14 protein-coding genes and 2 pseudogenes are annotated in these 12,546 nt (G+C 69.4%); 5 read left to right on the top strand and 11 right to left on the bottom strand.

Annotated elements, in window-relative coordinates; genetic code table 11:
• Positions 1–15 precede the first annotated feature (15 nt).
• Together ACIRQ7_RS06215 and ACIRQ7_RS06210 are read left to right on the top strand one after the other, a co-directional pair.
• Positions 16–1,002 carry a S1 family peptidase gene (locus tag ACIRQ7_RS06215; protein WP_404261318.1) on the top strand — a complete coding sequence of 329 codons (987 nt, stop codon included), beginning with the start codon at positions 16–18 and terminating at the stop codon, positions 1,000–1,002.
• 152 nt (positions 1,003–1,154) lie between these two features.
• Positions 1,155–1,301: pseudogene (locus ACIRQ7_RS06210) on the top strand (IS5/IS1182 family transposase); the annotation flags it as partial.
• An 85-nt stretch (positions 1,302–1,386) separates the two neighbouring features.
• Here ACIRQ7_RS06210 and ACIRQ7_RS06205 read toward each other — a convergent pair.
• The 4 genes from ACIRQ7_RS06205 to ACIRQ7_RS06190 all read right to left on the bottom strand — a co-directional run bounded on the left by ACIRQ7_RS06205 (position 1,387) and on the right by ACIRQ7_RS06190 (position 3,513).
• The gene (locus ACIRQ7_RS06205; protein WP_404260290.1) at positions 1,387–1,815 is read right to left on the bottom strand and encodes a VOC family protein; all 429 of its coding nucleotides are present in this window, start codon (positions 1,813–1,815) and stop codon (positions 1,387–1,389) included.
• 118 nt (positions 1,816–1,933) lie between these two features.
• Positions 1,934–2,161, bottom strand: coding sequence for a hypothetical protein (locus tag ACIRQ7_RS06200; RefSeq protein ID WP_404260288.1), 228 nt, complete (start codon positions 2,159–2,161; stop codon positions 1,934–1,936).
• Positions 2,162–2,440: 279 nt separating this feature from the next.
• Entirely contained in the window at positions 2,441–2,689 is a 249-nt protein-coding gene (locus tag ACIRQ7_RS06195; RefSeq protein ID WP_404260286.1) for a hypothetical protein, read from the bottom strand.
• A gap of 89 nt (positions 2,690–2,778) precedes the next feature.
• Positions 2,779–3,513 (bottom strand): DUF4232 domain-containing protein, encoded by a 735-nt coding sequence (locus ACIRQ7_RS06190; protein ID WP_404260284.1) that lies wholly within the window; start codon positions 3,511–3,513, stop codon positions 2,779–2,781.
• 358 nt (positions 3,514–3,871) lie between these two features.
• Between ACIRQ7_RS06190 and ACIRQ7_RS06185 the strand changes: the two genes are divergently transcribed.
• The gene (locus ACIRQ7_RS06185; protein WP_404260282.1) at positions 3,872–4,828 is read left to right on the top strand and encodes an SDR family NAD(P)-dependent oxidoreductase; all 957 of its coding nucleotides are present in this window, start codon (positions 3,872–3,874) and stop codon (positions 4,826–4,828) included.
• A 206-nt stretch (positions 4,829–5,034) separates the two neighbouring features.
• Here ACIRQ7_RS06185 and ACIRQ7_RS06180 read toward each other — a convergent pair whose 3' ends face one another.
• The 3 genes from ACIRQ7_RS06180 to ACIRQ7_RS06170 all read right to left on the bottom strand — a co-directional run bounded on the left by ACIRQ7_RS06180 (position 5,035) and on the right by ACIRQ7_RS06170 (position 6,965).
• Positions 5,035–5,682: a TMEM175 family protein gene (locus tag ACIRQ7_RS06180; protein WP_403671854.1), complete on the bottom strand. Its 648-nt coding sequence runs from the start codon at positions 5,680–5,682 to the stop codon at positions 5,035–5,037.
• A gap of 213 nt (positions 5,683–5,895) precedes the next feature.
• Positions 5,896–6,390 (bottom strand): DUF3237 domain-containing protein, encoded by a 495-nt coding sequence (locus tag ACIRQ7_RS06175; protein WP_404260280.1) that lies wholly within the window; start codon positions 6,388–6,390, stop codon positions 5,896–5,898.
• Positions 6,387–6,965: an ester cyclase gene (locus ACIRQ7_RS06170; protein ID WP_404260279.1), complete on the bottom strand. Its 579-nt coding sequence runs from the start codon at positions 6,963–6,965 to the stop codon at positions 6,387–6,389. The genes ACIRQ7_RS06175 and ACIRQ7_RS06170 overlap by 4 nt, the downstream gene beginning before the upstream one ends.
• A gap of 157 nt (positions 6,966–7,122) precedes the next feature.
• On the opposite strand from ACIRQ7_RS06170, the gene ACIRQ7_RS06165 reads away from it, so the two are divergent.
• Positions 7,123–7,800 carry a TetR/AcrR family transcriptional regulator gene (locus tag ACIRQ7_RS06165; protein ID WP_404260278.1) on the top strand — a complete coding sequence of 226 codons (678 nt, stop codon included), beginning with the start codon at positions 7,123–7,125 and terminating at the stop codon, positions 7,798–7,800.
• Between the two features lie 296 nt (positions 7,801–8,096).
• Entirely contained in the window at positions 8,097–8,474 is a 378-nt protein-coding gene (locus ACIRQ7_RS06160; RefSeq protein ID WP_404260276.1) for a chaplin, read from the top strand.
• 427 nt (positions 8,475–8,901) lie between these two features.
• Here the strand turns inward: ACIRQ7_RS06160 and ACIRQ7_RS06155 are convergent, their stop codons facing one another.
• The 4 genes and pseudogenes from ACIRQ7_RS06155 to ACIRQ7_RS06140 form a co-directional block, all read right to left on the bottom strand.
• On the bottom strand, positions 8,902–9,039 hold the full coding sequence (locus ACIRQ7_RS06155; protein ID WP_404260274.1) for a hypothetical protein: 138 nt from the start codon (positions 9,037–9,039) through the stop codon (positions 8,902–8,904).
• Positions 9,040–9,138: 99 nt separating this feature from the next.
• Complete coding sequence (locus ACIRQ7_RS06150; protein WP_404260273.1) at positions 9,139–10,068, bottom strand: MBL fold metallo-hydrolase; 930 nt, start codon at positions 10,066–10,068, stop codon at positions 9,139–9,141.
• A gap of 40 nt (positions 10,069–10,108) precedes the next feature.
• Positions 10,109–11,065, bottom strand: a pseudogene (locus ACIRQ7_RS06145) (D-2-hydroxyacid dehydrogenase family protein).
• A 1-nt stretch (position 11,066) separates the two neighbouring features.
• On the bottom strand, positions 11,067–12,416 hold the full coding sequence (locus ACIRQ7_RS06140) for an MFS transporter (RefSeq protein WP_404260271.1): 1,350 nt from the start codon (positions 12,414–12,416) through the stop codon (positions 11,067–11,069).
• Positions 12,417–12,546 lie beyond the last annotated feature (130 nt).

Genomic DNA, 12,546 nt, shown 5'->3' with positions numbered 1-12,546 from the left:
GGTTCCGGCGTTCACCTGGGAGATGCCTTGCAACCGACCGTTCCGCTCCGGCGCGCCGCCACCCTGGCGGCCACGGCACTCGCCGTGCTCGCCGCCGTAGCCCTCACTCCGCACAGCGCCGACGCCTCGGAGGCACAACCCGCCAAGCGGCTGCCCGCGGCCCCGGCCGGGCAGCTCGGGAAGACCGCCCCCTTCGACGACCGGCAGTTGGCCGACACCTTGGCGGCCCTGAACAAGAGCAAGGAGATCCCCGGCACCGCGTGGGTGTCGGACCTCAAAGCCAACCGTGTGGTCGTCACCGCCGACCGCACGGTGACCGGCGCGAAGCTGGAGCAGCTCAACGCGGTCCTCAAGCCGTTGGGGAAGACGGTCCAGCTGAAGCGGATCGACTCCGCGCTCACGCCGTTCATCAGCGGTGGGGACGCGATCTACGGCTCCGAGACCTCCCAGACCAAGGCCCGGTGCTCGCTCGGCTTCAACGTCAAGCGGGCCGGCCTGCCGGACGCCTTCCTCACGGCCGGGCACTGCGGCAACCTGATCAAGAGCTGGGCCGAGTCCGACGGTGGCAAGGAGATCGCGGTCGTCCCCCAGAACGGGTCGAGCTTCCCTGACAACGACTACGCCATCGCGGCGTACCCCGCCGCCGGTGCTGTCCCGCACCCGAGCGAGGTGGACCTCTACAACGGCACCACCCAGGCCATCACCAGTGCCCGTGACGCGGTACTCAACGAGCCCGTCAAGCGCAGCGGCTCCACGACGAGCGTGCATTCCGGAACGGTCACCGGCCTGAACGCCTCGGTGACCTACCCGGAGGGCCGGGTCAACGGCCTGATCCAGACCAACGTCTGCGCACAGCCCGGCGACAGCGGCGGCTCTCTGTTCTCAGGCTCCGCGGCGCTGGGCCTCACCTCGGGCGGCAGCGGCGACTGCACGAGCGGCGGAACCACCTACTTCCAGCCGGTGGTGGAGGCCCTGAACGCGTTCGACGCCACCATCGGGTGACCTGCCCTCCGCGGGAAAAGCGCGGACCAGCACCCCCTCCCCGGACCGTGTCCGTGCGGAGGCCGAGCCGAGGACGGGGAGGGCGTGCTGGGTCCCGTCCGCGGTCAGGGGATCTGACGAACAGCCAGGGGCGCGGCTTGAGGGCTTGCCGGCACCACCGGTCCCACCAGCAGGTCCGCGCCCGCATCGAGCACGAGTTCGCCCGAATGAAGGACTCGAAGATCCCTCGTGACTGCCGTCGGAAAGGCGACGGCGTTCACACCGCAATGCCCGGCATCGCCGCCCGGCTGCGCAACCTCCGCCCTCACGGGGTCTCTCCCGCCCCATACGGAGCCGGAGAGACCCAAGGAAGGTGGCTCCCTGCCACCCTGCCTCTGAGAATGCTCAGTCGATACAGAAGTCGTTGCCCTCGATGTCCAGCATCGGGATGCACGCATCGTTGCCGTCATACAGCGTTTGCACGTGTACCGCACCGAGAGGGACCAGTCGCGCGCATTCGGCCTCAAGTGCGGCAAGGCGCTCCTTACCCACGAGTCCGGTGCCGACCCGCACATCAAGATGCACCCGGTTCTTGACGACTTTCCCCTCGGGAACGCGCTGGAAGAACAGGCGCGGGCCCACACCTGAGGGATCAATGCAGGCGAACCATGAATCCCGCTGCTCAGGTGGCTGCGAACGCTTGAAGTCGTCCCAAGTGGCAAACCCCTCTGGTGGCGGTGGAATGACGTACCCCAACACCTCGCACCAGAATCGAGCAAGACGCTCAGGTTCTGCGCAGTCAAAGGTGACTTGGAACTTCCTGATCGCTGACATCGGCGCACCGTAGCAGGCGGACTCGGTCGCTCATCTCCCCAAGTAGATCCGCCCGCCACCCATCGCGCCCTGGGCCGCCTTTGACGCCAAGTGGTCAGACCGGGGAGCCAATCACGCCCTAGCGGAAGTCTCCTGAGAACCAACTCCGGAGGCGCGGCCTGGTGTCACAGTCCGGGAGCGTGTCGACCGCCAGGTGATCGCTGTACCGCACGGGGGCCGCCGGCACCTCGCACCGTGAGGGCAGGACGGGCTGTCCCAGGTACCAGCCGGCCGCGAAGACGGCGGCCAGGACGGTGGCGGTCACCAGGCGGCGCGGGGTCAGCCATACGGGTCTCGGTATGCACATGGTCAGCGAGCGTACGACCCCGGTGAGGAGCGGCGGCACGCGGAGGGTCGCTCGCGGATGTCCGCATTCAAGCTGCCGAGTTGGCCGAGGCCGCAGAGGGGGATGAGGGGGGCGAGGGGGCGAAGCTGCCGGGGAACGAACGCGGGCCCCTGGTTGCTGTTCTCGGACGGTGGCCGCGTGTTCGTCCGCTGCCTGTTCCGGTGTGACACACCCGGGCAGGCAGCGGACGTTCATGGCGGACATCGGCGGGACGGGACCTCGCCAAGTGGGGGCCGGTCGTCAGCGGTTGTAGATCGGCATGATGGCCTTGCTGTCGTCGCACCACACCTCGTGGTACCCGTTCGCCTGGGCCATCGGGAGTTCCGTCGCTTCGCACTCCGCCTTCGAGGGGTACCTCTCGGCCCCGATCGGGACCCAGCCGTCGCCGGGGGGAGGGGCGGCGGAAGCGGCGGTTGCGGTCAGTGGGATGGCGAGTGCCGCAGCACTGACAGCGAGACCGACACCGATACGAGTACGCCACTGCTTCATGGTTGTCTCCCTGGTTTGTCTTTCACGTCTCCGAGGTGGTCGCGCTCAGAGACGTGGGTGGTTGATGTTCGGGGGCGGTCCCGGGGTGGTCAGCCGATGGGGTTGACGAAGGTGGCCGGACGGGTGGCGCCCCGCTGGTCGACGAGGGCGCCCCAGGGCCAGTCCAGGGTGAGCGAGGTGGTCTCGTTCGGCGGGGTGACGACCGCGAAGGCGGGCTGCCAGAAGCCCTCCTCCTCCTTGGTCAGGGCGAGGTTGATCGTGAAGTCGGTGCTGTCCCCGGGCTTCAGGGTGATCGCACCGTGCGACTTGGCCGACGAGCGCTGCAGCGACCAGACGCCACCGCCGTTCTCGGTCTTGAGGTCCACGCCCGGGAAGCCGCCGATCTTGCAGGTGCTGCCGCCCTTGTTGGTCAGCACGATGCTGGTGCTCGTCGCGCCGTCCGCGTCCGGGTCCGGGACCGCGTCGCCGCCCGTGGCGAACGCCGCCTTGAGACCGGAGGTGTGGCAACGCTCCACACTCGAGCCCGCTCCGCCACCGGCGGCGGCCTGCGCGCCGCCCGACTGCTTGCCCGATGCGCCCGCCTTGGCACCGTCCTTGGCGCCGGGGCCCGGCTGGGCATCGGCACCCTGCTCCCCGGTGGCGGAGCCGGCGCCACTGGACTCTGCGGCGGCCTTGCCCGTGTCCGCGTGGGCGGCGGGCTTCGTCTCGGTGATGTCCGAGCCGGAGCAGGCGGTCAGGCTGAGGCCGGCGGCTGCGGTCAGGGCCGCGGCGGCGATGCGCAGGGTGCGGCGGCGGGCGGTGCGGGCGGTGGTGTTGGAGCGCATTTGGGGTCCCCCGGGGCAGTCGGTGTCGTTGTTTCCTCGGTACGTCACCCACTCTGGTCGGAGCCGCTATCGCCAGGCTGCCGCTCGGCTAACGACCGGCTAACACGGGCGTGAGCAGGGGAGGGACATCAAAGAGAGCGCGAAAAGCCGGGCTGTGGGCCTCGGTTGGGACACGCACAGCAGCCTGCCGCGCTCGTTCTCAGTGTGCACCGGTGGCGGCGAAGCGCCTTCTTGCGCTCTGCCGTTCTCCGGAGGGGTGTCGGAAGTCTGTCGGCGCCATATCGGTGGAGGTTGCGATCTTGGAAGGGTCGGTGCTCCCCATGAGCACGCGGCCCCAGAGTGCAAGGAGCCTGTCATCGTGTCATCCGCATCCCCGAGCCGATCGTGGGACGTTCACCGGCTGCCGTCCGCCGAGGGCAGGACCTTCCTGGTCACCGGAGGCAACGCCGGGATCGGCTACTTCGTCGCCGAGCAGCTCGCCGCCACCGGCGCCGTCGTCGTACTCGGCAGCCGGGACGCCGCGAAGGCCGACGCCGCCATGGCCTCGATCCGCTCGCGCGTCTCCGGCGCGCAGGTGCGGCACCTTCCGCTGGACGTTGCCGACCTGTCGTCCCTGAAGACCGCCGTGGACAGGCTGGATCTCGATCATCTCGATGCGGTGGTCCACAACGCAGGGGTCGCGCTCGACGATCCGTCGCGTCGGGAGACGAAGGACGGCCACGAGCTGATGTTCGGCACCAACCACCTCGGCCATTTCGCCCTCACCCAGTGGCTGGCACCCCTGTTGTCCGCGGCGCCGGCGGGCCGCATCGTGACGGTGGGAAGCTTCGCGGCGCGGTCCGAGCGACTGGATCTGGACGATCTGCAGTCGACCCGGGACTACCTGCCCAAGCGCACCTACGGCCGCTCGAAGCTGGCGCAGATGTACTTCGGCTTTGAACTGGATCGCCGCCTGCGTGCCGTCGGCAGCACGGTGCTCAGTGCGGTGGCCCACCCCGGCGGCGCGCTGGATTCCCTCACCCCGTCCCGCCCGCCGGTACGCATGACGACCCCCGGCGAGCGGCTGGGAGCCTTGCCCGCCGGGCTCGTGGTGCAGGGCAAGGACGCCGGAGCATGGCCCGTCGTCCGTGCCGTCCTCGACCCGGAAGTGCAGGGAGGGGAGCTGTGGGGGCCGAGGGTCTTCGGCCTGCGTGGCCGACCACGGCGTGAGCCTGTCCCCCCTCATATGGCCGACCCGGCGGTCGCTGCTCGCCTGTGGGACGCCAGCGGTGAGCTGGTCGGCGCCGATCCGCACCTCGGCTTCGGCATGCGGTAGGCCGGGTCGCGCGCCCGCCGAGGAGTCCCGCGCGAAGGCCGTCGGGGGCGGTGTCCTGGTCGAGGATCGGAACGTTGCGGGGCGGGCCCTGCGGGCCCCTATTCGTGCCGTTTCTGCCAGGCGCGCCCGCCGCTCCGGCGCGGCAGGTGGTCGCCCCCCATCCCCAGGCCCGCCCCGGTCTGACGGAAGGGCACGGCGCCGCCCGGCTACGCGTCAGGCTTTTGTGCCGCCTCGCGCAGGCGCCGACCCCGCAGGCCCGTCATCACCTTGAGTGGGATCAGCACGAGCCACCACAGTTTCGCGCCTGTCGGGGAGACGAAGGCGAGGAATACGGCGACGACGAAGACCAGTACCGTCCACGCCATGTCGGCCACGTCGTTGCGCGCGACAGGGTCGGGCAGTGCCTCGCTGCCCAGCCATGGGCGCTTCCACACCGCGACCGTCAACGCGAGCTGTGCGGCTCCCATGGCCGCGACGGCGCCGGAGTAGACGGCCACCGACTGAGGCTGGTCTCCGTACTCGGCCAGCAGGGTGGTGGGAAACGGCATCAGAGCGACGAGGCCCAGGTTCAGCAGACCCCAGCGGATGATCACCCCGTCGACCTCCCGTACGTACCGGAAGATCTCGTGGTGGCCTCGCCAGAATGCCGCGATGACGAGAAAGCTGAGGCCGTACGCCCACAGGTTGGGCACCACATCCGCCAGCGCCTGCCCGAAGGCGGCATTGCTCAGGTCGGAGGGCAGCGTGATGTCCAGGGCCAGCAGCGTCATCGCGATGGCGAACACGCCGTCGGACAGTGCGAGGAGCCGGCTCGCACCGCCCTCGTCGTCCCGCACCCGCTGGTGACCTTTCACGGCGCCACCATAAAGCGTGGGGGAGAAGCGGGCCCCGTGGTCGGCGGCGGGTCGCGATCGCTTCGTGGGGACGGGGGACTTGTCAGAGCACGTCGTGGCGTCACGCACCTGGGTTCTGTCTCTCCCGTCATGACCCGAGAGACAGAACCCTGCTGGAACCGTGTGGCCGGCAGTCGTTCACGCAACCGCAGCCGATCACACAACGGCAGCCGTTCACACAACCTGCGAGACCTTGTAGGCGATTCCGCCTTCGACCAGGTATCCCGACCCCACACAGACGATGTCGTTCAGCCAGGCGTATTGCTGTGCCCCGGTTTCGAAGAGCGGATTCGTCCGGAAGTAGTAGCGAGCGGGGTCGACCTGGTGCTTCCTGACGGCATCCGCCATGTCGGCCCGCAGGTCGGGCGGGGTGACCCAGCGGCCGCCATAGGTCATGTGCAGCAGCGCGTCATCGTGCGTGCGCAGTGTCAGCCGGACGTCCAGCGACATCACTCCGTCAGGACGGAACAACGTCCAGTCGCCGCCACCCGCCAGCACTTGGCCCCGTAGCTCCGGCCCTTGGAACGTCCCTCCGGCGGAGCCGAAAAGAACCCGTTGGCCCAGCGGGCCGTCGCCGATGTTCAGCCGCGGATGCAAATCGACGACCATGTCGAAGAGATGCACTGTCTTGATCTCGCCGACGTCCTTCACCCGCGGATCCGAGGTCATGCTTCACCGCCTTGGGTCGCTTCGATCTGGCTGGTCGAAGACGGGGGATGCGGGTGGTGTGTTTCCGGGAAGGCTGGTGGGCGGTGCCCGTGCGGCAACGCCTCGGGATCGGCGGGAACGGGGGCATCGACGGTGTCGCCGAACATCGTTCGCCTGACCACATCGGTTGAGACGCCTGACTGGGCGCAGAGCGTCGACAGGTCGAAGAAGAACCGTTCGCGGGCGATCGAGCCGTCCTTGAAGGCGAATTGGATGACCACCGGCAGTTCGGCACGTCTCCCGGTGGGGATGACGCCGAACCGGTCGCCCGTCATGGTCATCGTCGCCGTTCCCCAGCAGACCAGTGTGCCGCCGTTGTCGGCGTGGCCCTGGAGGCCGATGCCGTAGTCCGGGAACGAGGCAAAGAATCTTCTCAGCGCCTTCTCGTTCTCCTCCGGGCCGCGGGCGGTCGTCCCGAATGCCGGAACCTCCAGCAGCATGTCCCGGTGGAAGAGCTTCATGGCCGCGGGTACGTCCTGCCGCCCCTTGGCGACAGCCAGTTCCTGCGCCAGTTCGAACCTTTGACGGCCGTCCATTGTACGTGCACCCCCGGTTGCCGTGCGGACTCCAAGCGCCACGCCCCTGAATGCGCCAGAGGCTGGTGCCCGCGTTGAGGGGCGCTCGGATGGTCGCCCCAAAGAAAACGTACGACCGGTCGTACGTATAGGCAAGAGGTCTGGCAAGATGACGGCGATGAGCGAACGGAAGCAGCGGGTGGAAGAGGACGCGTTCGTCGACGCAGGCGGCGAGGGGGGCGACGCGGTGATTTCGGACCGGCGCCTGCTGCGTGGCGCGCGGTCCAGGCAGGCGATCGTCCGCCGTGCCGTGGACGTGGCCTCACTGGAAGGGCTCGGTGGGCTCAGCCTCGGCCGCCTGGCCACCGACCTCGGGATCAGCAAGAGCGGAGTCCAGACCCTCTTCGGAACGAAGGAGAACTTGCAGACCGCCGCGGTCGAGTTGGCCCAGGAGGTGTTCCACGCCGCCGTCGTCCACCCCGCTCGGACCGCGCCTCGTGGCGCGGCGCGGATGCGGGCACTGATCGAGCGGTGGATCGAGTACGCAGAGGTGCCGTTGTTCCCGGGCGGCTGCTTCTGGGCGGCGAATCTGGCGGACTTCGACAGCCGTCCCGGGCGCGTCCACGACGCACTGTTCCGTTGCCGACGGGACTGGCGTGACCTCCTTGCCGCCGAGCTGCGATACGCCGCCGACGCCGGGGAGATCGCTGAACTCGACGTTGACCTCGCGGCTTTCCAGATCGACGCGGTCCTCATCGCCGCGAACACCGCGTTGCGGATGGGCGAGGAGGAAGCCGAGGACGTCGTGGACAAGATCCGCCGCGTGGTCGAAGGGTTCCTCGCACCCCCACGCTGATGGGTCGTCGCGGGCACCCGCCCCGGGACTGGTCCCGGGCGCGTGAACGGCAAGGGGCAGCCTGGCCCGCCCTTGACCCATGTGTCAGGTGCAGCGGTCGCCGCGCTAGCCATCGCCGGCAGAGCGCAGCGTCTGCCTCACTTGAGGTCAAGGAGGCGGGCAGGTCCGTACGAGCATGAAGCCGAATGGGTGAAATGCCCCTCCGTGAGCCAACCGGGCCGCCACGGGCTCCGAATACGACCTGACGGGAAGCAGCAACAAGGCCGCTTCTCCTTCGTCTCGGAAGGCATTTCGCCATGTCACGGATCGCACGGTTCACCGCCCTCGCCGCCCTCGCGGCCACGACCACCCTCGGCGGGGCCTCGGTCGCCTCCGCTGACAGTGGGGCGCAGGGCGCCGCTGTCGGGTCGCCGGGGGTGCTTTCGGGCAACGTCGTCCAGGTCCCGGTACACATCCCGGTCAACGTCTGCGGCAGCAGTGTCGACGTCGTCGGCTTCTTGAATCCGGCCTTCGGAAACACCTGCGCCAATGGCTCCGGCGACCGTTGGAGGGACGGCCACAAGGCGGGTGCCGACCACAAGAACGGACACTGGGGCAAGAAGCACCATGACAAGCGCGCCATGATGCACCACGACAAGGGCGCCATGATGCAGCACGGTTGGGGCCACCGCTGAGCCCCTCGCGCGGATGAGGGCTGAGCGACGCAGGTCTTGACGACCTTCCTGGAGCGTCCAGCAGATCCAGGTCAGGCGGGTAGTGCCGGGTCGGAGTCTCGTGGCTGGGGGAGTCTGCCCGGTCGGTGAGACCTGTGTGAGAGCGCGTGAGATGAAGCCCCGCCGGAGTGGATGCTCCGGCGGGGCTTCCGTGGCGTGGCGAGTGAGTATGGAGCTTCCGTCATGCAAAGGGCGCATGCGCTGCTGATGGTTCCTGACCTGCAACGACCGTGCACCAAGGGCCAGTTGCTCGATTGGCGGATCGGCGCCCTGGGGGCTGCCGGATGCGCGCGGGCCTTCGCCGACGGGAAGTCCGGCAAGACCGGCAAGGCCGACACCCAGGGCTCCGGCACCCAAGTGGCGAATCCCAGCCCTGTGTTCCGTACCGTCAGTCGTCGGCCCGGCGGGCTTCGTAGTACGCCTGGCGCGCTTCTGCTTCTGCCTCCGCCTCCGCTTGAGCGATTGTGGCACTTCGTTCGTAGGTTTCGTAGTCGCAGACCAGGAACTGGCCCATGCCGATTCGCATGCCCGGCCCCTCGCCGCCTCCAGAGTGGGAGGCCGCGGAGCCGGACACCGGACGGTGCAGCAGGTCCTGGACTGCGACGAAGCGGACCCTACGACCGGCTTACCGGTTGTCTGTCCCGTCCTTCCAAGGGCGCCAGTGGCCGGTGTCGTCGACGGTGCCGAGTTGTTGGTCGGCAAAGTGCACGCCGAAGCCGAAGACATCGCTCTGGGCCAGGAATTCCACGAGGCGGCGACGTGAGTGCTCGGCCTGGGCACGGTCGTGGTCGAGGACGACTTCCCAGTCGGGATGCCGGATCTGGACGGGCGAGTGCATGGCGTCGCCGAAGACCACGACTCGGCGGCCGTCACCGGTGTCGAGGATCCAGGCCGTGTGCCCGGTGGTGTGCCCTGGCAGCGCCCAGGCCCGTACTCCCTCGGCGATCTCCGTTCCGTCGGCGACGGCTGTGGTCCGTTCGCTCTGTCCGGCGAGGCGTGGGCCGGAGGCGGGGTCCAGGCCTCGCAGTTCTCCTTCCCCGACGGCCCAGCGCGCGTGGGGAAACAGACTGCGCGGATCGTCGACGGCGTCCGGCCGGGCCCATCCCGTGTGGTCGTCGTGCAGGTGGGTGAAGGCGACCGTCTCCAGCGTGGCCGGGTCGACGCTCAGGCGTCGCAGGTGATCGGGGAGGGTCTGTACGTGGTCGAAGCGGTGTTGGAAGTGTTCGGGGTCCTCGCCCGAGATGCGGCCGTGGCCGGCGTCAAGGAGCAGGCGCTTCCCTTGACGCTCGACGAGCAGTGCGCCGCATCCCATGGCCAGGTGGCCCGCGTCCGTCATGTGGGGGCCGTGGTCCGTCCAGTCCTCGTCGGCGGAGGCGGGGTAGACCCGGGTGGGGATCATGTGGACGCCGGCGTCGGGGACGTAGGTGAGGGTGAGGTCGCCCAGGGGCCGCGTCCACAGGCGGGGCAGGCGGCCCCCCGAATCAGCGGGAGCGGGAGCGGGCTGCGGGTGGGCGGTGGTGGTCTGCTCGCAGTTGGGCTGCTCGGTGGTGGTCATGGTGGGTTCCCTTCCGCGTTGGTATGGGGGCGTGGTCCGCTCATGGCGTGAGGAGGCGGACCGGTTCGTCGGCGGCGAAGGCGAGGGTGTCGCCGAGTGCGTCGCGGTAGAAGATTTCGTAGGCGTCTGCGGTGACGTAGCCCAGGTGTGGGGTGAGGACGGTTCGTGGAGCGCTACGCCATGGCGAATCGGTGGGCAGCGGCTCGGTGAAGTGGACGTCCAGGGCGGCGCCGCCCAACGTTCCGGCGTGCAGCGCGGCCAGGCAGTGCCTCCTGGTCGACGACCGGGGCCCGGGAGGTGTTGACCAGCAGTGCGTCCGGCCGCATGAGGGCGAGTTCGTCCGTACCGATGAGGCCGACGGTGCGTGGGGAGAGCCGGACGTGAAGCGTCACCACGTCGGAGGTGGTCAGCAGTTCCCGTTTGCTGACGGGTGTGACGCCCAGTGCTTTCGCGTGTCCGGGATCGAGGTGGGCGCTCCAGGCAACGACGTCCATGCCGAAGGCGACCCCGACCTGGGCCACGCGACCGCCCACGCCGCCCAGGCCGACAACGCCCAGGCGTGCGCCGTACAGGTCACGACCCACGGTCTGCTGCCAGGCGCCCTCGCGCAGATTGCGGTCCTCAGCGGGGAGCGAGCGGGTCAGGGCGTGCAGGAGTCCCCATGTCAGCTCGGCTGTCGAGGTCAGTCCTGCGGCGCGGGTGCCGGACACCACGATTCCGCGCCGCGCGGCCGCGGCCGTGTCGATGGCCGCGTTGGCGGGGCCCGTGGTCACAGCAGGCGCAGGTTCGGCAGCTTGTCGAGCACCTCGGCGGGGAAGGGGGTGCGCTCGCGCATGGCTACGACCACATCGAACGGCTCCGACGCGGCGATCACCTCCTCGGCACTGCCCAAGTGCTCGAAGAAGTAGGTCAGGTGGGCACCTTCGCGCAGAGAGTCCCACGCGGCGTACCGGTGTGCCGTGTGCTGGTAGTCGTCCGGGATCGCGACTCGGCGGATCTCAGGCACGAGCAGACTCCTTGTCGCCCTCGTGGGCGTGGGCGTGGGTGTAGGCGTGGGTGTGGTCCGCGCCAGCGGGAGAGGTGCGGGCCGCGTGGGCGTTTTCGTCCGCCGACGGGTCGGCGAGCGGTTCCGAGGGGCTCGGGCGGAGCAGTTCCAGGGACCAGATCGCGAGGCCGATCAGCGCGATCACCGCTCCCAGCGCGGAGACCCCCGCCCAGCCCACGAGCGGATACAGCGCGGCCGTCAGTGCGGACGCGACCGTACTGCCGGCGAAGGCGGAGACCATGAGCGCCGTGGTGACCCGGCTGCGTGCGTGCGGGATGCGGCGGTACAGGACGCTCTGGTGGCTGATCAGCAGTGCCTGCTGTGCGAGGTTGAGTGCGACGATGCCGACCATCAGCGCGCTCAGACCGAGCGGGCCTCCCCGGCCGGCGAAGACGAGCACGCCCCAACTGCCCGTCAGCACGATCAGCCCGCCGGTCGTCACCTGGCGGGCGCGACCGCGGTCCGCCAGCCGGCCGGCCACCGATGCGGCGACGGCCCCGACGGCCCCGACCAGACCGAACAGACCGATGACCCCCGGACCGTACCCGTAGGCGGGGCCGGCCAGCAGGAACGACGAGGCGGTCCACAGGACCGTGAAGGCGCCCATGCCGACCGCGGCCAGAGCCATGCGCCTGCGCAGCAGCGACTCGGTGCGCACCAGAGTCACCACCGAGTGCAGCAGCCGGGGATAGGGGGTCTTCGCGGTCGGCGGTACGAGAGGCAGAACCAGCCGCAGGGTGATCGCCAGCACCACCATGACGCCCGCCGCGAAGACGAACACCAGCCGCCAGTCCCCGAATTCGGCCAGCACCCCGGCAACCGTCCGCGCGAGCATGATGCCGATGAGCAGCCCGCTCATGACCGTGCCCACCACCGCGCCGCGTTCATGGTCGGCGGCCAGTGAGGCGGCCATCGGCACCACGATCTGCGCCACGGCGGAGGTCACCCCGACCAGCGCGACCGAGCCGTACAGCGCACCCAACGAGGGGGAGGCCGCCGCACCGAGGAGAGCGACAGCGCTCAGGGCGAGCAGCCCGCTCACCAGCCGGCGCCGCTCCAGTACGTCACCCCGGGGAACCAGCAGTGCCAGGGAGAGCGCGTAGCCGATCTGCGAGCAGGTGACGATGAGGCCTCCGGCCCCCTCCGAGACCCCCAGCGCCTTGGAGATCACGGGCAGCAGCGGCTGCGCGTAGTAGATGTTCGCGACCGCGGCGCCGCACGTCACCGCCAGCAACAGCACCATCGCGCGGCTCAGCGGGGCGCGGACACCGGAGCCGTCCCTTTTGAATTCTGGATCGTTCATGCCGGAATGCTCGCCCTGGCGTGACGCGTCGGTCAAGCGATTGTGGATTGATCGATCCAAAAGTGATCAGGGTCACTGCGAGCCGTCTGTGCTCGGGCACTTCGGCACTTGGTACTTTGTGGAGCGGTTG

It is taken from the genome of Streptomyces sp. NPDC101393, assembly GCF_044767385.1.
Lineage (GTDB): Bacteria > Actinomycetota > Actinomycetes > Streptomycetales > Streptomycetaceae > Streptomyces.
This window is presented reverse-complemented; position numbering and strand designations above follow the sequence as displayed.